The sequence below is a fragment of the Hamadaea sp. NPDC051192 genome (genome assembly GCF_040682475.1).
In the GTDB taxonomy this organism is placed as follows: Bacteria; Actinomycetota; Actinomycetes; order Mycobacteriales; family Micromonosporaceae; genus Hamadaea; species Hamadaea flava.
Genome location: NZ_JBFBAZ010000019.1, coordinates 1 through 21,393, shown reverse-complemented (window position 1 = coordinate 21,393; position 21,393 = coordinate 1). Strand labels below are relative to the sequence as shown.

Annotated in this window: 12 protein-coding genes and 1 pseudogene; 9 read left to right on the top strand and 4 right to left on the bottom strand. The window is 71.6% G+C overall.

What is annotated here, in order from left to right:
- Positions 1 to 11 precede the first annotated feature (11 nt).
- Together AB0M47_RS10970 and AB0M47_RS10965 are read right to left on the bottom strand one after the other, a co-directional pair.
- Entirely contained in the window at positions 12 to 1,613 is a 1,602-nt protein-coding gene (locus AB0M47_RS10970) for a DUF885 domain-containing protein (protein ID WP_363411665.1), read from the bottom strand.
- A gap of 94 nt (positions 1,614 to 1,707) precedes the next feature.
- Positions 1,708 to 2,832 carry a hypothetical protein gene (locus AB0M47_RS10965; RefSeq protein WP_363411663.1) on the bottom strand — a complete coding sequence of 375 codons (1,125 nt, stop codon included), beginning with the start codon at positions 2,830 to 2,832 and terminating at the stop codon, positions 1,708 to 1,710.
- 152 nt (positions 2,833 to 2,984) lie between these two features.
- Here AB0M47_RS10965 and AB0M47_RS10960 point away from each other — a divergent pair, with 152 nt between their 5' ends.
- Both AB0M47_RS10960 and AB0M47_RS10955 read left to right on the top strand, forming a co-directional pair.
- A complete protein-coding gene (locus tag AB0M47_RS10960) occupies positions 2,985 to 3,683 on the top strand; it encodes a hypothetical protein (protein WP_363411661.1) in 699 nt (232 codons plus the stop codon).
- Complete coding sequence (locus AB0M47_RS10955; RefSeq protein WP_363411659.1) at positions 3,683 to 4,564, top strand: MazG nucleotide pyrophosphohydrolase domain-containing protein; 882 nt, start codon at positions 3,683 to 3,685, stop codon at positions 4,562 to 4,564. The genes AB0M47_RS10960 and AB0M47_RS10955 overlap by 1 nt, the downstream gene beginning before the upstream one ends.
- A gap of 67 nt (positions 4,565 to 4,631) precedes the next feature.
- Here the strand turns inward: AB0M47_RS10955 and mfd are convergent, their stop codons facing one another.
- Entirely contained in the window at positions 4,632 to 8,210 is a 3,579-nt protein-coding gene (gene mfd / locus AB0M47_RS10950; protein WP_363411657.1) for a transcription-repair coupling factor, read from the bottom strand.
- Positions 8,211 to 8,495: 285 nt separating this feature from the next.
- Between mfd and ppc the strand changes: the two genes are divergently transcribed.
- Both ppc and cysC read left to right on the top strand, forming a co-directional pair.
- Positions 8,496 to 11,264 (top strand): phosphoenolpyruvate carboxylase, encoded by a 2,769-nt coding sequence (gene ppc, locus AB0M47_RS10945; protein ID WP_363411774.1) that lies wholly within the window; start codon positions 8,496 to 8,498, stop codon positions 11,262 to 11,264.
- 107 nt (positions 11,265 to 11,371) lie between these two features.
- Positions 11,372 to 12,910, top strand: coding sequence for an adenylyl-sulfate kinase (cysC, locus tag AB0M47_RS10940; RefSeq protein ID WP_363411655.1), 1,539 nt, complete (start codon positions 11,372 to 11,374; stop codon positions 12,908 to 12,910).
- Here the strand turns inward: cysC and AB0M47_RS10935 are convergent.
- Entirely contained in the window at positions 12,891 to 15,095 is a 2,205-nt protein-coding gene (locus tag AB0M47_RS10935) for a hypothetical protein (RefSeq protein ID WP_363411653.1), read from the bottom strand. The two genes, cysC and AB0M47_RS10935, sit on opposite strands and share 20 nt — an antisense overlap.
- Before the next feature lie 281 nt (positions 15,096 to 15,376).
- Here AB0M47_RS10935 and AB0M47_RS10930 point away from each other — a divergent pair, with 281 nt between their 5' ends.
- The 5 genes and pseudogenes from AB0M47_RS10930 to AB0M47_RS10910 all read left to right on the top strand — a co-directional run.
- Positions 15,377 to 17,062, top strand: a complete 1,686-nt coding sequence (locus AB0M47_RS10930; protein WP_363411651.1) for a Wzz/FepE/Etk N-terminal domain-containing protein — start codon at positions 15,377 to 15,379, stop codon at positions 17,060 to 17,062.
- Between the two features lie 110 nt (positions 17,063 to 17,172).
- A complete protein-coding gene (locus AB0M47_RS10925) occupies positions 17,173 to 18,489 on the top strand; it encodes a hypothetical protein (protein WP_363411649.1) in 1,317 nt (438 codons plus the stop codon).
- Positions 18,486 to 19,736 (top strand): hypothetical protein, encoded by a 1,251-nt coding sequence (locus tag AB0M47_RS10920; RefSeq protein ID WP_363411647.1) that lies wholly within the window; start codon positions 18,486 to 18,488, stop codon positions 19,734 to 19,736. The genes AB0M47_RS10925 and AB0M47_RS10920 overlap by 4 nt, the downstream gene beginning before the upstream one ends.
- The gene (locus AB0M47_RS10915) at positions 19,733 to 20,605 is read left to right on the top strand and encodes a sulfotransferase domain-containing protein (protein ID WP_363411645.1); all 873 of its coding nucleotides are present in this window, start codon (positions 19,733 to 19,735) and stop codon (positions 20,603 to 20,605) included. The genes AB0M47_RS10920 and AB0M47_RS10915 overlap by 4 nt, the downstream gene beginning before the upstream one ends.
- A pseudogene (locus AB0M47_RS10910) lies at positions 20,602 to 21,393 on the top strand (hypothetical protein); the annotation flags it as partial. The gene AB0M47_RS10915 and the pseudogene AB0M47_RS10910, both read left to right, overlap by 4 nt.

Sequence of the window (21,393 nt, the reverse complement as noted above, 5' to 3'; positions counted from 1 at the left end):
GTCCGCCGGGCTCACAGCCCGAGCAGCGTACGCAGGTGGCGCGGCGACGGCGAGCCGTGGGCGAGCATGGCGTCGTGCCACTGCCGGGCAGGCGTGCCGGCCGGGCGGGCGCGGCCGATCGCCGACACCTCCGACCAGCCCACGAAGTAGGTCGACAGCTGCGTCGAGGTCAACAGCGCCCGCCGCCACTTCCCGGCCGCCTCGCCCTCCTCCTGGAACCCGCGCTCGGTCATCAACGCCATCGCGTCCACCTCGGCCAGCCCCTCACAGTGCACGAGCTGGTCCAGGATCGCGTTGATCGTCATCCGCAACTGCATCTTGAGCTGCTGAAGGCGTACGGGCAGGCCGCCGAAGCCGTGATCGGCCATGATCTCCTCGGCGTAGACCGCCCAGCCCTCGACGAACGGGCCGGAGGAGCCCAGCGCGCGTACGCGGGTCGAACCCCGGTAGCGCCGGGCGTGCGCGAGTTGCAGATAGTGCCCCGGCATCGCCTCGTGCACGGTGAGGTTCCGGACCATGTGGTCGTTGTACTCGCGGTAGAACGACTCGACCAGCTCCGGCGACCAGTCCCGGGGCGTCGGCGCGATGCAGTAGAACGTCGGCACGTCCGCCGTCTCCAGCGGCCCCGGCGCGTCGCAGTACGCCACGGCCACCCCGCGGGCGAACTCGGGCATCTCCTCGATGACGCACGGGTCGTCGAGCAGCGAGACGAGTTCGTTCGCCCGGACGAACTCGGTCGTCTCGTCCATCGTCACCCGGGCGAGCTCCACGATCGTGTCATTGGTCGGCCGCTGCTCGGACAACGACCGCAACGCTGCGCGTACCCCTTGATCGGAGGCGGGACCCCCCGCGATGCCGGACGCCGCCTCGCGGATCTCCTCCGTGACCCGCTCGAGGTTGGCCTCCGCGCGGTCCAGGACCTCGGCCGCGGACAGCTGGGTGTCGAGGGTGTGCCACAGGCGGGCCTCGAAGAGTTTGCGGCCCAGGCGCGGATCGCGCGCCGGACGTTGGCGGCCGAGCCAGCCGGAGAACTCCTCCAGCGCGCGGACCGCCTGGTCGGCGACCGGGCCGACCACCGACTCCAGGCCCGGGACCTGCGCGACCATCGGCGGCAACGAGTCGCGGATGAGTTCGGCGGAGCCCTGGAACTGGCCGACCGCGGTCTCCAAGTGGACCTGCGGGCACCCGTCGAGCAGGGTACGCGCGGTGGCCAACGCGTCCGGGACGAAGGCGAGCCGCAGGGCCAGCGCCTCCAGCCGTTCCTCGACCGGGGCGAACGGGCGCGACATCAACGCGTGCAGCAACTCGCCCGGATTGTGCACGAGCGGGTTCCACTCGTGTTCGCGCACATCGGACCGCTCGAAGACCTGCCGGTCGACGATGCTCGACAGGATCTCGTGGTCGACCTGCTCGGCCGGATCCAGCTCGTCCACGTCCACCTGGGACAACGCGTGCGCGGCCTCGCGCAGCATGGCCACGTCGGCGGCGACGCCCTCGGTGCTCAGGTCGGGCAGACGATGGTCGAACCGGTGGTCGCCCGCGTAGGTCGCGGCGACGGGGTCCGATTCCAGGACGGCGTCGACGATCTTCTCGGCGAGCGGCGCGAACTCCATCCCTCGACCCTACCGGCCGCCCACCCCTGAATGCAGATCACGGTTACGCATGCCTCGCTGGGCGGGTTTGGCATGCGTAACCGTGATCTGGTGGCTAACTCTGCGGGCCGTCTCCGGCGGGGGCACGGCGTACGGTCAACGCCGTCCACCCGGCCGCGAGCGCGAGCGCGGCGAGCGGCAGGACCGCGTACCGGACGGGCGGGGCGACCAGCTCAGCCTGGAGGTACAGAGCCGCGCCGAGCGCCGCCGCGGTCAGCGTCGCGCCGAGGAAGGCCACGCCGACCCGGCCGGGGAGCGTACGCTCAGCGCCGCTCACGGTGCCGAGCAGGAACGCGAGGTCGACCACGATCGCCCCGGCGAGCAGCGCGAACGGGACGGCCGAGGGCGGGAAGCCGGTGCCGTAGAGGATGCCCCAGACGACACACCGGTACGCGACGTACGCCGCCGCGAGAACGGTCGCCGTCCAGCGGGCGCCGACGAAGATCCGCGCCGCGACCAGAGCCAGCATCGCGGCCCCGACGAGCCAGACTGGGTAGACCCACGAGCCGACCGGAAGGGAGAAGTTCGTGATCGCGATCGTGTCGACCGGACGGCTGATCTGGTCGGCGGCGAACTGCAGCAGGATCGGCTCCGCATAGGGCTTGCCGGCCAGGTACGCCTTCAGCGACAGCACGCCGTACTCCTGGTGCTGGCTCGGGAAGAGCACGTTCTCCAGGAAGAAGAACCAGGCCAGGCCCAGCCCGATCGTGCGTACGCGGCCCGCCGCGGTGCTGATCCCGAAGCCGTGCGCCACGCCGAGGATCATGAAGGCGGTGCCGATGTAGAGCAGCGCGTGGCTCGGCGACCAGGCGGTGATGTCGAGCCCGTTGACCCGGTGGTTGACGATGTCGATCGGGATGGCGATGAGGAACAGGCCGGTGCCCAGGACGATCAGGTTGCGCGCCCGCTTGTCCACCCCGACTCCCGTACGCACCTGGAAGATGACGAGCGCGACGGCGAGGACCGTGCCGACGGTGTTGAGCAGATGCGGTGGGGCCAGGTCGTCGCGCAGCCACTTGAAGTGCCACGACATGTCCCAGGTGGAGCCCAGCATCTTGAGGATGAACGCCACCAGCCACAACCGGTAGACCAGCAGCACCGTGGCGGGGCGCTGCTCCTCGGTCGGCCCGGAGATGGCGATGCGAGCCCAGTCCGTGGGCGGCAACGTCAAGATCGTCACTGGGTCAACTCGTCTCGATAGAAGGGGCACGAACGCTCAGGGAATTCTGCCGTGCGACACGCCGCTTGGGTATCCACCGCGTCCCCGAACTCTCCCTGAGATCCCGACCATGAGTAAGCTGCCTGCCGGACTGTCGATTTCTGGAGGCCGCTGTGCGTACACACCGCCGACTGACCACTGCCGCCGTGGCCGGCGCCCTGGCCGCGCTCGCCCTGGCCGGCTGCCGATCGGCGCCGAGCGCCGCGGCGTACGTCGGCGACAGCCGGCTCACCGAGGCTCAGGTGACCGACATGGTCGACAGCACCGGGGGCCGGATCTCGCGGGAAGGCGTCGTGCTGAGCTTCGTGCTCGCCAACGCCTGCAAGCAGTTCGCGGCCGACGCGGGCTTCTCGCCGAACACGCAGCAGGGCGCTCAGGCGCTGTCGACCGAAGGGCTCGACCAGTCCACCGAGATCGGCCGGCTGCGGCTGGAGATGCACAGCTGCATCTACGGCGCGCCCGACGCCGGGGTCAAGGTGACCGACGAGGACCTCCGCTGGTTCTACGACGACGCGATCAAGTACGGCGCGATCCAGCCGAACGTGACCTTCGAGCAGGTCAAGCCGGAGCTCAGTGGAAGCCAGGAGGTCGTGCAGACGCTGGCGCTGCGCCGGATGTGGGCCGACGCCACCGCCAAGCAGGACATCTCCGTCAGCCCGCGCTACCGGGCGCTGAGCATCTCGGTCGGGGCGCCCGGCAACGTGCCGGTCGTCCTGCAGCTCGGCGACTCCGCCAACGACAGCGTCGTCGACGCGCCCACGCCGGCCCCGTCCGAGACCGCCGCCGGCGGAACCGGCGCCGTCCAGAGCTGATGACGGCGCGAATCGTCCTGCTCGTCACCTCCCCTCGGCTGCCGGCCGGACTGCTCACCGCACAGGCGTGGGACCTGGCACGCGCGTACCCGGTGCTGGCCGGAGCCGAGAACGCGCAGACCACCGCGCTGCGCGCGAACGGGGCCGACGTCACGATCCTGCCGTCGCCGACTGCCGCCGCACTCCTCGCCGCCGCCGGCGTCACCGCGTCTGACGGCGGCACGGCGTCTGACGGCGGCACGGCGTCCGGCTCCGTGACTGGCGGCACGGTTGTGTGGCTGGCCGGGCCCGAAGGCGACCAGCGACTGGCCCGGGAGCTCGGCCTCAAGCTGGCGAGCAATCCGGAACTCGCCGAGATGGAGCTGCTCTACGGCTCCTGGGATCCGCCCGGTGCCCGGCTCCTCGACGCGGTCGCCGTCATGGACCGTCTGCACGCCGACGACGCGTGGAAGCGCTCGCAGACCCATCAGACCCTCGCCCGCTACCTGCTGGAGGAGGCGTACGAGGCGTACGACGCGATCCGGGCCGACGACCTCGACGCGCTGCGCGGGGAGATCGGCGACGTCCTGCTGCAGGTCCTGCTACACGCCCGGATGGCCGAGGAGCTCCCCGACGACGAGCGCTGGACCATCGACGACGTGGCCGGCGAGTTCGTCGAGAAGATGATCCGCCGGAACCCGCACGTCTTCGAACCCGGCCGCGAGACCGACGACCTCGAGGAGATCGTCGCCAACTGGAACGCCGTCAAGGCGGCCGAACGAGCCGCGCATCCGCCCCGGGCGACGACGTCGCTGGCGAGCGCGCTCGCGACGCTGGCCCAGTCGTCGCGGGACGAGGACGCGGTCGACGCGCTTCGCGAGGCACTCCGGCGCCTCTCATGATCAGCGGAAGTCTCGCGGCGCTATAACCCCACGAAAGTTCCGCTGATCATGACGTGCCCCGCCCGGATCAGGCAGGCGGCGGCCCCAGAACGTCGGACAGCGCCTGCGCGCACCACTCCAGCAAGGCCTGGTCGCGCAGGGGTTCTCCGCCGATCCGCCGAGTGGTCGGGCGCGGCACGGACACCTGGGACGTGGCGGCCTTGTAGACGGCGTCCGGGTGGTACCGCTTGAGCCGGAGCTGTTTGCTGTCCGGCAGCTCCAGCGGCGAGAACCGGAGGTGCTTGCCTTGGACCGACACCTCGCTGAGCCCGTACGCCCGGGCCAGCGACCGGAAGCGGGCGACCGCGATGAGGTTGACGACCGGCGCCGGCGGCTCCCCGTAGCGGTCGGTGAGTTCGTCGACGACCGCGTCGAGTTCCTCGCCGGACCGGGCGTTGGCGATCTTCCGGTACATCTCCAGGCGCAGCCGCTCGACCTCGATGTAGTCGACCGGCAGGTGGGCGTCGACCGGCAGGTCGACCTTGACCTCGGTCGCCTCCTCGTCCTCCTCGCCGCCGACGTCGCCCTTGAACGCCTTGACGGCGTCGCCGACCATCCGGACGTAGAGGTCGAAGCCGACGCCTTCGATGTGGCCGGACTGCTCGCCGCCGAGGAGGTTGCCCGCGCCGCGGATCTCCAGGTCCTTCATCGCGACGTACATGCCCGCGCCGAGTTCGGTGTGCTGCGCGATGGTCGCCAGGCGCTCGTGGGCGTGTTCGGTCAGCGGCTTCTCCGGCGGATACAGGAAGTACGCGTACGCCCGCTCGCGGCCCCGGCCGACGCGACCCCGGATCTGGTGCAACTGGGCCAGCCCGAGCAGGTCGGCACGTTCGAGGATCAGGGTGTTGGCGTTGGGGATGTCGATGCCGGACTCGATGATCGTGGTGGCGACGAGGACGTCGTACTCCTTCTCCCAGAAGCCGATCATCACCTTCTCGAGGGCTTCCTCGCCCATCTGGCCGTGCGCGGTGACGACGCGGGCCTCGGGGACGAGTTCCCGGAGTCGCCGGGCCGCCTTGTCGATCGACTCGACCCGGTTGTGCAGGTAGAACACCTGGCCGTCGCGGAGCAGCTCCCGGTGGATGGCGGCGGCGACCTGCTTGTCGTCGTACGCCCCGACGTAGGTCAGGACGGGATGCCGCTCCTCCGGCGGGGTGGCGATGGTGGACATCTCCCGGATGCCGGTGATCGCCATTTCGAGCGTACGCGGAATCGGGGTGGCCGACATGGTCAGAACGTCCACATTGGTCCGCAGCGACTTGAGGTGTTCCTTGTGCTCCACCCCGAACCGCTGCTCCTCGTCCACCACGACCAGGCCGAGCTGCTTGAACCGGGTGGCCTGCTGAAGCAGCCGATGGGTGCCGATGACGATGTCGGCGCTGCCCTCGGACGCCATCTCGATGGTGCGCGTGGACTCCGACGGGGTCTGGAACCGCGACAGCTGCCGGATCTGGATCGGGAACTGGGCCATCCGCTCGGAGAAGGTGTTGAAGTGCTGTTGGGCGAGCAGCGTCGTGGGGACGAGGATGGCGACCTGCTTGCCGTCCTGCACCGCCTTGAACGCCGCGCGTACGGCGATCTCGGTCTTGCCGTAGCCGACGTCGCCGCAGATCAGGCGGTCCATCGGCACCGCCTTCTCCATGTCGCCCTTGACCTCTTCGATCGCGGCGAGCTGGTCCGGCGTCTCGGTGTAGGGGAACGCGTCCTCCAGCTCCCGCTGCCACGGGGTGTCCAGGCCGAACGCGTGTCCCCGGGCGCTCTGCCGCGCCGCGTACAGCTGAATGAGCTGGGCCGCGATCTCCCGCACCGCCTTACGCGCGCGGGCCTTGGCCTTCTGCCACTCCGAGCCGCCCATCTTGTGCAGGGTCGGCTGCTCGCCGCCGACATACCGGGACAGCTGGTCGAGGGCGTCGGTGGGGACGAACAGCCGGTCGCCCGGCTGGCCGCGCTTGGCCGGGGCGTACTCGATGACCAGGTATTCCCGCTCGGCCCCGTTGACCTGCCGCTGCACCAGCTCGACGTAGCGGCCGATGCCGTGCTGCTCGTGCACCACGAAGTCGCCGGCGCGCAGCTCCAGTGGGTCGATCGTGTTGCGCCGCCGGGACGGCATCTTACGCATGTCCTTCGTGGACGCTCCCCGGCCGCCCGAGATGTCGGTCCCGGTCACGATCGCCACCTGGGCGGTCTCGTCGACCAGGCCGCTCGTCAGCGGGCCCGTGGTGATGAGCAGTTCGCCCGCGGCGAGGCCGGCCGCGTCCGACACGTGCGCGCCGACGCCCGCGTCACGCAGCACCTCGGCGGCCCGCTGAGCCGGTCCGTGGCCCTCGAAGACCAGCGCCACCTTCCAGCCGTCCCGCAGCCAGCCGGTCAGGTCGTCCAGCAGCCGCGCGGTGTCGCCGTGATACAGCGGCGCGGCCTGCCCACCCAGGGTGAGCAACGTCGTCGTGTCGTCGCTGACCGACACCGTCTCGGGCACGTCGAGCCACGGCGTCTGGTCCACGGCCGCCGGCTCGCCCGAGTCCAGCCCGAACGGCGCGATCGACCACCACGACTGACCGCGGGAGAGTGCGGCTCCGCGTACCTCGGCCAGCGTCTTGAAGGCGGCGGCGCCCACGTCGATCGGCGCTCGCCCGCCGCTCGCGGCCGCGGCCCAGCCGGCCTGCAAGAACTCTTCACTTGTACGCACAAGGTCGTGCGCGCGGGTGCGGATGCGTTCGGGATCGCAGAGCAGGACGACCGTCTCGCTGGGCAGGCAGTCGGCGAGCAGCTCCATGCTGTGGTCGCCGGCCAGCGCCGGGGCGAGCGACTCCATCCCCTCGACCGGGATGCCCTCGGCCAGCTTCTCCAGGATCTCGGCCAACTCGGGATGCTCCGCCAGCAACTCCTCGGCCCGGCCCCGCACCTCCGGCGTCAGCAGCAGCTCCCGGCACGGCACCGCGACCAGCCGGTCCACCGGTTCGATGGTGCGCTGGTCGGCCACGGCGAAGGAGCGGATCTCCTCCACGTCGTCGCCCCAGAACTCCACCCGAAGCGGGTGCTCCTCGGTCGGCGGGAAGACGTCGAGCAGGCCGCCGCGGACGGCGAACTCGCCCCGCTTGGTCACCAGGTCGACCCGGGCGTACGCCAGATCGCTGAGCCGGTGCGCGACCTCCTCCAGATCGGCGCTCGTGCCCGGGGACAACTCCACCGGCATGAGGTCGCCGAGGCCTTTCAGCTGCGGCTGGAGCAGGCTGCGTACCGGTGCCACGACGACGCGGAGCGGGCCTTCCAGCTCCGGGTGAGCCAGCCGGCGCAGCACCGCGAGCCGGCGGCCGACGGTGTCGGACCGGGGCGACAGCCGTTCGTGCGGGAGCGTCTCCCAGCTCGGGTAGGCCGCGACCTGGTCCGGCGACAGGAACGAGGACAGCGCCTCGGCCAGATCGTCGGCCTCGCGGCTGGTCGCCGTGACGGCGAGGACCGATTTGTTCCGGGCGGCGGTGGCCGCCAAAAAGGGCCGCAGCGCCGCCGGCGCGGTGACGTCGACGTCCTCGGCGCCCCGGGCCAGCTCACCGGCGCGAGCGAGAGCGGGGTCGGCGAGGGCCGCCTCCAACAGACCGACCAGCCTCACGACATCTCCCCCTAGATTTCGGCCACCAGATTTCGGCCACGCCGACTAGCCCCCCGCCCGAATCGGGTGGGGGGTGGACGCTCGGTCACCAGCCTACATTCACCGGCCGACAGGCGGGCCCGAGAGCGGCGTCACAGCGCCCGGACACATCTCGGGCAGGTAACATGCGGGCCAGGACAGCGGCGTCCGTTTCTCAGGCGCGCGCTGCGAGGACGGCAAGCGATCTCCTCGCGCCAGCGCGGCAGCACCCTGGAAGGAACCGCGGTGAGCGAAGCTCGACACCCGATCGATGCGATCGATGAGGACGACGCAGCGCTACGCGCTGACATCCGACGGCTCGGCACCCTGCTGGGCCAGACTCTGACCCGCCAGGAGGGCCAGGCGCTGCTCGACCTCGTAGAAGAGGTCCGCGCCCTGGTCCGCACCGATCCCGAGGCGGCCGCCGCCAAGCTGGGCGCGCTCGACGTCTCGACCGGGACGAAGCTGGCCCGCGCCTTCTCCACCTACTTCCACCTCGCCAACGTCACCGAGCAGGTGCACCGGGCTCGGGAGCTGCGCCGCGAGCGAGCCAAGCACGGCGGGTGGCTCGACCGGGCCGGCGCCATGATCGCCGAGCGGAAGGTGCCGACCGCCGAGATCGCCGCGGCCGCCCGTCGCCTGGCGGTACGCCCGGTCTTCACCGCGCACCCGACCGAGGCGGCCCGGCGGTCGATCCTGACCAAGCTGCGCAGCATCGCCGACCAGCTCGACAACGAGGCGGCCGAGGCGATGCTCTACGGCGGCGACGTCACCGCCAAGACCGACCGCCGGCTGGCCGAGCTGCTGGATCTGCTGTGGCAGACCGACGAGCTGCGGCTCGACCGGCCCGACCCGACCGACGAGGCGCGCAACGCCGTCTACTACCTGCGCGACCTGTACGCCGACGCCGCCCCGCAGGTGCTCGACGACCTCGCCGAGACGCTCCGGTCGCTGGGGGTGGAGAGCGCGCCGAACGGGCAGCCGCTCACCTTCGGGACCTGGATCGGCGGCGACCGCGACGGCAACCCGTTCGTGACCCCGGCGGTCACCCGCGACGTGCTGATCATCCAGCATGAGCACGGCATCCAGGCCACCGAGGAGGCGATGGACGAGCTGATCAACGAGATCAGCGTGTCCCGGCGGCTGCGTACGGTGTCGCTGGACCTGTCGGCCAGCCTCGCCCAGGACCTGGACGCGCTGCCGGAGGTGGACGCCCGGTTCCGCCGGGTCAACGCCGAGGAGCCGTACCGCCTGAAGGCGCGCGCGATCAAGGCCAAGCTCGCCAACACCCGGCAGCGCCTGGCGAAGGGCACGCCGCACGTGCACGGGCGCGACTACCTCGGCTCGTCCGGGCTGATCGCCGACCTGGAACTGCTGCGGGCCTCGCTGGCGCGCAACGCCGGGCAGCTGACCGCGACGGGCACCCTGGCCAGCATCATCCGCCGGGTGAGCGCGTTCGGGCTGCGGCTGGCCACGATGGACGTACGCGAGCACGCCGAGGCCCATCACGCCGTGCTCGCCCAGCTCTACGCCAGCGTCGGGGAGGTCACCGACTACGCCGCGCTGTCCCGCGCGGAGCGGACCGAGCTGCTGGCCCGGGAGCTGGACAGCCGCCGCCCGCTGTCGCACGCCGACACCCCGCTGAGCGACCGGTCCCGCAAGACGTTCGACGTCTTCAGCACCATCCGGGACGCGCAGGAACGGTTCGGGCCGGAGGTCATCGAGTCGTACATCATCTCGATGACGCAAGGCGTCGACGACGTGCTCGCCGCCGCCGTCCTGGCCCGCGAGGCCGGCCTGATCGACCCGCACAACGCCAAGGCCCGGATCGGGCTCGTGCCGCTGCTGGAAACTCCGGCCGAGCTGTCCGCCGGCGGGCAGCTCCTCGACGAGCTGCTGCGGCTGCCGGCGTACCGGGCGGTCGTGCGCGCTCGCGGCGACGTGCAGGAAGTGATGCTCGGTTACTCGGACTCCAACAAGGAGGCCGGGATCACCACCAGCCAGTGGGGCATCCACCGGGCGCAGCGCGACCTGCGGGACGTCGCCGCCCGGCACGGCGTACGCCTGCGGCTGTTCCACGGCCGCGGTGGCACCGTCGGCCGCGGCGGCGGCCCGACCCACGAGGCGATCCTGGCCCAGCCCTACGGCACGCTCGACGGCGCGATCAAGGTGACCGAGCAGGGCGAGGTCATCTCGGACAAGTACACGCTGCCCGCGCTGGCCCGGGAGAACCTGGAGCTGACCGTGGCCGCCGTGCTGCAGGCGACGCTGCTGCACACCGCGCCCCGGCAGCCGCAGGAAGACCTCGCCCGCTGGGACGCGGCGATGGATGCCGTGTCCGACGCGGCCTTCGGGGCGTACCGGGATCTCGTCGAGGACCCGCTGCTCCCGGAGTATTTCTGGGCGGCCACGCCGACCGAGCTGCTCGGCGCGCTGAACATCGGCTCCCGCCCGGCGAAGCGGCCGGACTCGGGCGCCGGGCTCGGCGGCCTGCGGGCCATCCCGTGGGTGTTCGGCTGGACGCAGTCACGCCAGATCGTCCCCGGCTGGTACGGCGTCGGCACCGGCCTGCGCGCCGCACGCGAGGCGGGACTGTTCGACACCCTGACCGACGCGCACTCCCGCTGGCACTTCTTCCGGACCTTCCTCTCCAATGTGGAGATGATGCTGACCAAGACCGACCTGACGATCGCGCGGAACTACGTCGCCGCACTCGTTCCGGAGCGGCTCCAGCCGATCTTCGGCAAGATCGAGGCGGAGTACGCGCGTACCGTCGAGGAGGTCCTGGCGATCACCGGCGAGGCGCACGTGCTGGAGGCGCAGCCGGTGCTGGCGCGGACGCTGGCGGTGCGGGACACCTATCTGGAGCCGTTACACCACCTCCAGGTTGCGTTGTTGCGGCAGTATCGAGACACCGGGACCAGGTCGGCCGCCACGCCCGGCGGTGGCCGAGCGCCGAGCACCGATCCGACGCTGGAGCGGGCACTGCTCACCACGGTCAACGGCATCGCCGCCGGTCTTCGCAACACCGGCTAGCCCGATCGCAGTGCCACGGTCGAGCTGGCACACTAGTCATCTCGACGCGAGCCAGGGGATGCCTCGCCCGAGACGCCAAAGTGCAGTCAGCACGAACAGGAGGCGACGTGGACCGGTTCGAGTGGGCCCTCACCGACGAGGATCTGGCCAGTGCGCCCGCCCACACGCCCGAACCGGTCGAGCTGGCCGACCTCCAGATGCTGCTCGCCGGGTCGTACGCACCGCTGGACGGGTTCATGAGCCGGGCCGACTGCGCCGCGGTGGAGCAGCACGGGCGGCTGCCCAACGACGGGGTGTGGCCGCTGATCACGCTGCTCATCCCGGACGTGGCGGTACGCCCTGAGGCGAAGGCGGTCGTGCTGACCGACCCCGAGGGCGCACCGGTCGGCGCGTTGCACATCGCCGAGCGCTGGCCCGCCCGGAAGCCGGGGCACAGCTACCTCTCCGGGGCGGTCCGCGCGTACGGCGACGGCGGGTTGCCCTTCCACCGCTATCGGCTGTCCGCCGCCGAGGCTCGCCACCATCTCCACACCGGCCAGACCGAGGCACCGGATCGAGCGGGAGCCAGCCGCGTCCTCGGCTTCTACGCCGACCGCCCGTTGCACCGGCCCCAACTGGCCCAGCTGCTGCACACCGCACGACAGCTCAGCGCGCAGATCGTGCTGCTGGTGCCGGTGGCCGAGCCGGGGCCGGACGGGTTGGAGCAGCACGCCCTGCTGCGGTGCGTCCTCGCTGCGGCCGACCGCCTGCCGGACCCGTTGGTGGTCGCGATCCCGCTGCATCGGCGGGAGGACCAGTTCGCCGACGGCGCGCTGCGGGCCCGGGTCGCCGAGGCGTACGGGGTGACGCATCTGCTGTCCACTGCCGAGACCATCGCCGGCCGGGGTCCGCGGGTCCTGGTCCCCCGCGCGCTCGCGTACGACACGCGGGACGGTCAGTGGCGCGACGCCAACGACGTGAACCCGCGGTTCGCCCGGCTGCCGCTGACTCCCGACGAGATCGCGCAACTGCTCGACGACGGCGAGACGCTGCCGGAGTGGCACACGCCGCCGGGCGTCGCCCGCGAGCTGGCCAAGGCCCGGCCGCCGCGCCGCCAACGCGGTCTCGTCCTGTTCTTCACCGGCCTGTCCGGCTCCGGCAAGTCCACCGTGGCCCACGGGGTGGCCGAAGTGCTGCGAGAGGAGGGCGAGCGCAGCATCACGATGCTCGACGGCGACGTCGTCCGCCGGGAGCTGAGCAAGGGCCTGGGCTTCGGCAAAGAGGACCGGGACCTGAACATCCGGCGGATCGGGTTCGTCGCCGCCGAGGTGGCCCGGCACGGCGGGGTGGCCATCGCCTGCCCGATCGCGCCGTACGCGGCCGCCCGCGCGGTAGCCCGTGCGATGGCCCGCACCGCCGGGGCGGACTTCATCCTCGTCCACGTCGCGACGCCGCTGGAGGTCTGCGAGAAGCGCGACCGCAAAGGCCTGTACGCCAAGGCCCGGGCGGGCTTGATCCGCGGGATGACCGGCATCGACGATCCGTACGAGGCACCGACCGACGCCGAGCTGACCATCGACACGAGCCAGGGTTCGGTCGAGGACGTCGTCGACGAGGTCCTCGACTACCTCGTCAACGGCGGCTGGATCAGCCTCCCGGAGTCCTGACGGCGGTCGGGCTCGGCGGGCTCGGCGGGCTCAGCGCCTTGGGCCGCTGGTCCGCTGACCGCACTTCTGGCGGCGGCTCGACGCGGAACACCGGCAGCTTCCCCAAGTCCCGATAGGCCGCCAGCCCGTCGGCGGTGGCGTGCACCCGGGAGTCCCGGCCGGCCTGGTTGCTCGGCGTCTCGAAGTAGATCAGCGCCTTGACCCGGGGGAACAGGTCGATCTGCCGCCCGACGCTGCGGAAGAAGTCGGCCTGGTGACCACGGTTGAACGCGGAGTACCAGAGCCCCCATTCGGCGACCATCAGCGGCTTCTTCGGGAATCGCTTGGCGGCCCAGGTGTAGAAGCCGGGCCAGTCCGGATGGCCGCTCGAGCGCCGGTTCATCATCTCGGCGAAGTCGCCGTAGCCGTAGCCGGGATCGCTGTAGGCGTACGCGTCCCAGGCGACCCAGTCGACGACGTCGTCACCCGGGTAGAGATCGGGGAACCACGACTTGGTGTTCCAGGGGATGTACGCCATGAAGCAGACCACCGAGATCAGGTTCGTGACGCCGTCGGCCCGCAGCCGCTGCACCACGTACCGGAAGGCGGCGGCGTAGTCCCGCGCGGTCATTCCGAGCAGCGGATTCGTGCGTACGTCGTCCTCGGGTTCGTGGTGCATCGTGAAGAAGAACTGCTCGGGATAGGTCGCCTTGATGTGCGCGGCGAGCCGGTCCAGATAGTCGTCGGCCCAGGGGTCGCCGTTCGCGATCTCCCGCCAGGTGGCCTTCAGCGGCTTCCAGTTCAGCATGAGCATCCGCGGGCTGCGCGGATCCCGGGCCACGCCGATCTCCTCGGCGGTGGGGAACATCTGGTCTCCACGGTGGTACGCGTGATAGACCGCCTGCGGCCGTTGGGTCAGATTCTCGAAGGTACGCAACGCGCTGGCCCGGTTGACCGAGGTGTGCGCCCCCGGAGCGACGCCCCAGAGCACCCCGCACTCGGGTACGCCCCGGTCGCCGAGACGGCAGTCGGGTTCGGACGGTCCGCTGCTGCTCGGGCTCGGCGACGGCCCCTGCGACGCGGACGCACTCGGCGACGCGGACGCACTCGGCGACGCGGACGCGCTCGGCATGCCCGAAGCACTCGGTGAGCCCGAAGCACTCGGTGAGCCCGAAGCACTTGGTGAGACCGAAGCGCTCGGCGACGCGGACGCGCTCGGCGAGCCCGACGGGCTGGGCCGATCCGACGGCGACGCTGGTGGAGAGAGCGACGGCGAGGGCGAGTCGGTCGGCGACGGCTCCGACGAAGACGACGGTTCCGACGAAGGCACGGCCGAATCCGAGGGAGACGGCGCTGGAGTAGCCACCGGGTCGCCCGGGGTCGGCGAGGGCGGCGGAGGCGGCGACGGCTCTTCGGTCGCGCTCGCGGTGGCGTACGCGCCGTCGTCGGTGGACCGAGCCCAGTAGGGCGCGGCCTCCTCCGGCAGCCAACCGGGGAGCTGCAGGTAGCGCAGGGCGGTGCTCGGCGGCGCGACGATCATCGAGCCGGGCAGCCGGTTGAGCGGGCTCGCCGACGGACGGGGTCCCGTATTCCATTGCAGGGTCAGCGTCGGCGGCCGCTTCGCCCGGCTCTCCTGGGCGTCGAACAGGCCGATCGCGTCGCTCGTCGGCGCGGTCACCGCGAACGCGTACTCGCCGGAGTCGCGGAGGACGCGCGTGACGTCGAAGTGGACCGCGGTCTCGAATCCCGTGGGGAACACGGAGCCGACCACCTGGCCGAGCCGGGGCGCGGACCCTGCGGTGACCTGGCCGGCCTGCCAGTCCGCCCACGGGACGACGCTGAGTTCGACGATGCCGGGCAGGCGGCCGCTGTGCCGGGCGAGCCAGAGTTCGGCGTGCACGGGTGGGGCCCCGGCCGGCAGGTCGACGCGGAACTTGAGGTAGCTGACCGCCGCGCCGCCGGCCCAGCCGCCGGCCGCCAGGAGGTCCACGCTCTCGGTACGCGCAACGGCCGGTGAGGGCGATTCGGGGGTGTCGAGCGAGGCGGGCGCGAAGTCCCGGACCGCGACGTCCTCCGCGACCGGCACGATCCGGGGGCGGTCCGACACTCGGCCGCCGACCAGCCCGATCGCCGTCGCCGCTGTCACCGCGGCGGCGGCGAGCAGCGCCACCCGCGCGGATCGCCTGCCATGGCTGGATCTGCCCATCGCGGTGCCTCCCCTCCGCCAGTCGAGAGAAACGCACTGATTGCTGCTGTCGATCCTATTGGTGACCTGTGGTGGCTTAAAGGGGTAAACGTCCAGAAAAGTGGACCCATCGCGGAAATCGTGCAGCGACACGCCCAGCAAATCCGGACATACAGCCTGTTTTCCGGAGTTACGTCAGCCCGCCCGTGCCGTTTACCTCTCAGGGGCCTCTCCTCCTTCTCCCCGACCCCGTCGACCCCGTACGCGAAAGGCCGCCCATGGACGCCGCTCATCCCGGGTCGATGGACCTCTCCGACTACCTCGGGCTGGTCCGTCGGCACTGGTGGGTCGTCCTGCTCCTGACCGCCGTCGGGGTGGCGGGCGCCGCCGCCGTCACCCGTACGCTGCCGCGCGAGTACGTGTCGAGCACGTCGGTGCTGGTCCAGCCGTCGGGCGGGGACGCGAACGCGGCCGGTGGCCGGACCAAGGGCGAGATCAACCTCGACACGGAGGCGCAGTTGGTGCGCTCGACCCAGGTCGCCACCACCGCCGCCGAGTTGCTGCGTACGCATGTCGAGCCGCGGGACCTCTCCCGCAGCGTGTCGGTGGAGGTTCCGCCGAACACCACCGTCCTGCAGATCAAGTACGCCGCGCGTACGCCGGAGCTGGCCCAGGCCGGTTCGCACGCGTTCGCGGAGGCGTACCTGCGCAGCCGGGACGCGAACGCGCACTACGACCTGGACAGCCAGATCAAGGCGCTCAACGCCAAGCTCAAGCAGCTGTCCACCCAGCTCGGCCAGGTGATCGCCAAGCTGGGCAAGCAGTCCGGCGACGCCCCGAACCGGCCCACCCTGGACAGTCAGCGAGCCACCCTCCAGGCCCAGATCAACCAGCTGAACGGCAAGCTCAACGGGCTGTCGACGACGGCGGTGAGCGCGGGCCGGATCATCAGCGACGCCGGGCTGCCCAACCGGCCGCGCAAGCCGGATCTGAAGATCAACCTGGCCGGTGGCGCCGTGCTCGGCGCGTTGCTCGGGTTGCTGGCCGCAGCCCTGCGGCATCGCCTCGACCGGCGCGTACGCCGGGCGGGTGACGTCTGGCGTCGTGCCGACGTGCCGGTGCTCGCCGAGGTGACCGGGCGCGCCAAGCCCCGGCTGGACGACGTCTTCCCCCCGTACGGCAGCGGCGGCCGGATCTTCAACCGGCTGCGGAACGAGGTCGTCGCGGCGATCTCGGCCGTCGTCCCCGCCGGGGACCGTCTGCGTGAGCCGGCCGGAGCGCAGCCGACCGCCGATACCGCGCTCGGCCGGGCGGTCGTGGTGACCGGAGCCAGCCGCGGACCGTCGGCCACCCTCGTCGCGGCCAACCTCGCGACCGCGCTCGCGCGTACGGGCAGCGAAGTCGTGCTCGTCGGCGCGCATCTGCCGGACCTGCTCGTCGGCGTCGCGCCGCTGGCCGGCCTGGTCGGGGTGCAGCCGACCCCGGGGTTGTCCGACGTCATCTGCGGCCGGGTCGCACTGTCCACCGCGTTGCAGCGCGCTCCGCGTACGCCTCACCTGCGAGTGCTCGCCACCGGCGCGACCGCCAGCGCGGCCGGGCTGTTGCAGTCGCAGGCGCTACGGGACATCGTCGCCCACCTGCGTACGCAGTGCGACTACCTGATCATCGAGGCCCCGTCGGCCGAGGCCAGTGCGGACGCGCAGAGCCTGGCCGGGGTGGCCGACGCGGCCATCGTCGCGATCGAACTCCGGCGTACGCGCTACCCGCAGGTCCTCGACGCCGCCGAACAGCTGCGCCGGGTCGGCACGGTGCTGCTCGGAGCCGTGGTCGTGCCTCGGCTCAGGGTGCCGACTTCGGTGCCGGCGGTCGCCCCGGCCCCGCGGCCGACGCCGTCCGCCGCCCTCGTCGAGGACACCCAGCACTTCGAGCGCATCGACGAGACGAAGCTGGCGGAGCTGGACGCCGCCGCCGGGCAGGGCGCCGCGTGACTGTCGTCGCCCCGGATCGTGGGCACTGGATCAGGGATCCGGGCCGGATCTTGCCTCAAGATCCGCTCGAGATCCGTGATCCAGCGCGCGGGGGCGGCGAGGCGCCCAGCATGTCCGCGTGGCCGTTGGTGGCGCTGCTGGCGCTGTATCCGCTGTGGTGGGCGCTCGGGCTCGGCGTCCTGATCTTTCCGATCCTCGCCGTCCCGATGGCCGTCCAGCTCGTCCGGAAGCACCGGCGCGGCGAGGCGGTCAAGCTGCCGCCCGGCTTCCCGCTCTGGCTGCTCTTCCTGGGCGCGGTGATCATCGGCGTGGCCGTGCTCGGCGCCGACCCGGACGGCGTGGTCCAGGCGGGCGCGGCCGAACGGGTCAGCGGCGTCGCCTTCCGTCTGGTCGAGTACGTCTCGCTCACCGTCCTGCTGATCTACGCCGGCAACCTGCCGACCGGCGCGCTCTCCCAGACGCGCCTGGTCAAACTGCTGGCCTGGCTGTTCGTCGTCACCGTCGCGGGTGGACTGCTCGGCACCTTCGCCGGGCACTTCGGCTTCACCTCGCCGGTCGAGCTGCTGCTTCCCGCGGGCGTGCGCGGCAAGGGCTTCATCAAGTCGCTGGTCCACCCCTACGCCGCGCAGATCATGGATCTCGTCGGCGACCCGCAGCCCCGCCCGGCCGCGCCGTGGGGCTACACGAACACCTGGGGCAACAACTTCTGCCTGCTCGTCGTCTGGTTCGCCGTCGCGGTCCGCGCGGCGGCCACCCGGCGGGTCAAGACCGCGGCGCTCGCCCTGCTGGTGGTCGCCGCCGTGCCGGTCGTCCACTCGCTCAATCGGGGCCTGTGGATCGGGCTCGGGGTCACTCTCGCCTACGTGGCGGTACGCCAGGCGCAGGCGGGCCGGTTGGGCATGCTGCTGGCCGGGGCGGGCGCCGCCGCCGCGCTGGCCGGGGTGCTGGCGGTGACGCCGCTGGGCGACGTCGTCACCAAGCGCCTGGAGAACGGCAAGTCCAACGGCGTACGCATGTATCTGACCGAGCGGGCGCTGGACGGGTTCCGGCAGTCCCCGCTCGTCGGATTCGGGTCGACGCGCAACACGGTCGGCGGCCGGCAGTCGATCACGGTCGGCGAGAGCGCCGCCTGTGAACGCTGCGGCAACTTCACGGTCGGCGGCAACGGGCAGCTGTGGCAGCTGCTGTTCGCTCATGGCGCCGTCGGCGCCGTCGGCTACCTGGGCTTCTTCGGCTACGGGCTGTGGCGGTTCCGCCGTGACCGCACGCCGATCGGGATCGCGGGCCAGGCCGCGATCGTGGGGACCTTCGTCGCGATGTTCTGGTACAACTCGCTGGTCACCCCGCTGGCCTTCACCTTCCTGGCCTACGCGCTGCTCTGGCGCGCAACCCTCCCGAAAACGAACTCTGATCGGGGTGACGCATGAGCCCGGTGACCACCGCTCCGGCCCAGCTGACCGCGGCCGACGCCCAACTACGCCATCAGTACCTCGCCGAAGTCCTCGACCTGCTGTATCCGGCGCCCTGTTCGCTCACCGGCGAAGGACCGGACCGGGTCGCGGAGTATCTCGTCGTGCCGCACGCGCGGCGGCCGAAGCTCCTGATCCCGATGGGGTCGCGGCGGGTCGCCGCCGCCGCCGTACGCAGATTCGCCGAGCCGCAGACCCGGCTCGCCAAGTTCAAACGGGACGCCGTCGTGGCGGCGCTGCGCACCGGGGCGTGGCCGGCGCTCCTGCGTGACCGCGTACGCATCAACGCACCGTCGCCCGGGGCCGACTCCATCGACAGCTACCTGGAACGGCACCTGCAGACGCCGCTCAGCATCAGTATCCACATCGGACCGGCGCGGGCCAATCGGAAGCCGGTCCTGCAACTGCTCACGCCGACCGGGCGTACCTTCGGCTTCACCAAGCTGGGGACCGGCCCGTTGACCCGCCGGCTCGTCCGGGCCGAGACCGCGGCGCTGACCGCGTTGTCCCACATCGACCTCAAGGAAGTCTCCGTCCCGCAGGTCCTCCACACCGGGCAGTGGCACGGGCACCAGGTGCTGGTGCAGTCCGCGCTGCCGATCTGGCGGGATCGCGTACCACTCGGGCCGGAGAGACTGACCACCGCGATGCTGGAGGTGGCCCGTGCCGTGGGGACCACCCGCGGCTGGCTGGCCACCAGCCCTTACTGGGCCGACCTGCGCAACCGCCTGGTGCAGGTGGCCGATCACGCCGACGGGGCACCGCTGCTGGACGCCGCACGGACCCTGATCGACCGCAGCGGCGACGTGCCGCTGACCTACGGCGCCTGGCACGGTGACTGGGCGCCCTGGAACATGGCCTGCGTCGAAGGTGACCGCGGGTCCGACGTTCTGGTGTGGGACTGGGAACGGTTCACCCCGGGCGTCCCGATGGGCTTCGACGCCCTCCACTACGAGCTGCAACGCCGCATCCAGCAGGACGCCGACGCGCGCGCCTGCGTGGCCGACGTGGTCGCCCAGGCGTCCACACTGCTCGATCCATTCGACGTGATCCCCGACGGGCGCGAGGTCACCGCGCTGCTCTACCTCGTGGACCTCGCCGCCCGTTATCTGGCCGACCGCCAGGCCGAGGCGGGTGCGCGCCTCGGCGTCCTCGGAACCTGGCTGCTCCCCGTGCTCATCGACCGCGTCCGGAGGCTGACGTGAACTCCAGCACCGTGCCCGAACCCGTCAAACGCATCATCCATGCCGGATCCCGCTCGTTCGGCCGGCTCACCGCCGGCTCCCGCATGCTGCCCTCCTTCCTGATCTGCGGCGGGCAGCGCTGCGGAACCACGTCGCTCTACCGTGCGCTCTCGCAGCATCCGCTGATCCTCAAGGCGGTGCTGCACAAGGGAGTGCACTACTTCGACACGAACTACCACCGCGGGCCGGACTGGTACCGCGCCCACTTCCCGCTGCGCCGGGCGGCCGAGAAGCTGCTCGACGAACACGGCTATCCAGGGCAGACCTTCGAGTCGAGCCCGTACTACCTCTACCACCCGCACGCGGCCGCCCGGATCGCGCGCGACCTGCCCGGCGTACGCGTGATCGTGCTCGTCCGCGACCCGGTCGAGCGGGCGTTCTCGCAGCACGCGCACGAGGTGGCCCGGGGCTTCGAGCTGGAAGCCGACTTCGCCCGCGCGCTCTCCCTCGAAACGAGCCGGCTGCGGGGCCAACATGCCCGGCTGACCGCCGACCCGTTCGCGTACTCGTTCGCCCATCAGCACCACGCGTACCGGGCCCGGGGCGAGTACGCCATCGCACTGGAGCAGCTGGCACATCAGCTCGGCCGGGACAGCATCCTCGTCCAGGAGGCCGAGGAGTTCTTCACCGACCCGAAGACGGTCTACGAACGGGTGCAGAACTTCCTCGGCCTGCCGCACCTCGGCTTCCCCGAGTTCGAGCAGCACAACGCCCGGCCCCGGGAGACCGAACTGCCCGACGAGATCCGCGCGGAGCTCCGCGCGCACTTCGCACCACACGATGCGGCCCTGACCGCCTGGCTTGGGCGTACGCCTGCCTGGCGAGCATGACCACCGAGAACCCGACTCGCACCCAGGCGCCCTCGCAACGCGGAGCTGATTCGCACCGGGACGCGCTGACCTCGACCGCGCGCGGCGGCGTCGCGAACCTGCTGGGCGCGGGCCTGGCCGGGGTCGCGGGCCTCGGCGTGACCTGGCTGGTCGCGCGCGGACTCGGGGCCGAGCAGGCGGGTTCGTTCTTCGCGGCCACGGCCGCGTTCACGCTGGTGGGCGGGGTGGCCCGGCTGGGGACCGTGACCGGGCTGGTGTACTGGCCGGCCCGGCTGCGCGCACTGTCCACACCGGAGCTGATCGGGGCGTGCCTGCGGGTCGCCCTGCCACCGGTGTTCTTCGCGGGACTGGTGCTCACGGGGGCCACCTTCTGGCTGGCTCCCGTGCTGACCCCCGAGTACGCCGGACCGCTGCGGGCGCTCGCGTTCTTCCTGCCGCTCGCCGCGCTCGCCGACGCGTTGCTGGCCGCGACCCGCGGCTACCGGCAGATGCGCCCGACCGTGCTGCTGGAGAAGATCACCCGGCCGGCGTCGCAACTGGTCCTGCTGGGCCTGGTCTTCCTCGCCGGCGCGCCGGTGGCCGTCTGGGCCGTCGCGTGGGCCGGGCCGTACCTGCCGGTCTGCATCGCCGCCGGCTACCTCCTCTGGCGCCAGACCCAGCGCCCCTCCCCCCGTCCTGGCTCACCGCGCCTTCGCTCGCTCCACTCGTTCGCCGCCGCTTTCCGCGCTGGATCAGGGTTCCGTGTCGAATCTTGGGCCAAGATTCGACCTAGAACCCTGATCCAGCGC

Excerpts from the sequence above, each read along its gene's own strand:
- AB0M47_RS10970 (WP_363411665.1), bottom strand. The coding sequence starts at position 1,613 with ATGGAGTTCGCGCCGCTCGCCGAGAAGATCGTCGACGCCGTCCTGGAA.
- AB0M47_RS10925 (WP_363411649.1), top strand. The coding sequence starts at position 17,173 with ATGTCCGCGTGGCCGTTGGTGGCGCTGCTGGCGCTGTATCCGCTGTGG.
- AB0M47_RS10935 (WP_363411653.1), bottom strand. The coding sequence starts at position 15,095 with ATGGGCAGATCCAGCCATGGCAGGCGATCCGCGCGGGTGGCGCTGCTC.
- AB0M47_RS10920 (WP_363411647.1), top strand. The coding sequence starts at position 18,486 with ATGAGCCCGGTGACCACCGCTCCGGCCCAGCTGACCGCGGCCGACGCC.
- AB0M47_RS10930 (WP_363411651.1), top strand. The coding sequence starts at position 15,377 with ATGGACCTCTCCGACTACCTCGGGCTGGTCCGTCGGCACTGGTGGGTC.
- AB0M47_RS10955 (WP_363411659.1), top strand. The coding sequence starts at position 3,683 with ATGACGGCGCGAATCGTCCTGCTCGTCACCTCCCCTCGGCTGCCGGCC.